The organism is Rhizobium croatiense (genome assembly GCF_019793465.1).
In the GTDB taxonomy this organism is placed as follows: Bacteria; Pseudomonadota; Alphaproteobacteria; order Rhizobiales; family Rhizobiaceae; genus Rhizobium; species Rhizobium croatiense.
In genome coordinates this window covers 1-425 of the sequence record NZ_JAILYJ010000073.1, presented here as the reverse complement: position 1 = coordinate 425, position 425 = coordinate 1, and the positions used below count along the sequence as shown (strand labels likewise).

Genomic DNA, 425 nt, shown 5'->3' with positions numbered 1-425 from the left:
ATTGTGGGAAGGACGGATCAAGGGATGACGCGAGCTGCGATTGTGCCCACGTTCCTGTTCGTCATGGCTCTGCTGACCGCCTGCAACACCACCGATGCGCTGACGCCGCAGGTCGATATCGGCGATTCCTCCGGCCGCGCGTCATCGAGCCCGGTAACGCAGAGCGAAGCCGAGCGGTTGGCGGGCACCCGCCAGCCGAGTTTCTCGGGAAGCTCGCAGCAGGGCGGCTACCATCCAGCCTATGATCAGTCACAGCAGGCCTATCGGCCTGGCACCGGCGCGCCGCCGACGACGATGCAGGAGCAAGCAGACGCCCTGTCGAGGAGCAGCTCCTCGCCGGCCGCCTCCGCCCCGATCGACGGACAATCGCTGCCACCGCCGGTGGCCAGTGGTGGGCTTCCCGCACAGTCGGCTCAGCCGGCCGA

General features: G+C 67.8%; 1 pseudogene. It reads left to right on the top strand.

The annotated features are described in order from the left end of the window. Positions 1–24: 24 nt before the first annotated feature. Positions 25–425, top strand: a pseudogene (locus K6M89_RS30615) (hypothetical protein); the annotation flags it as partial.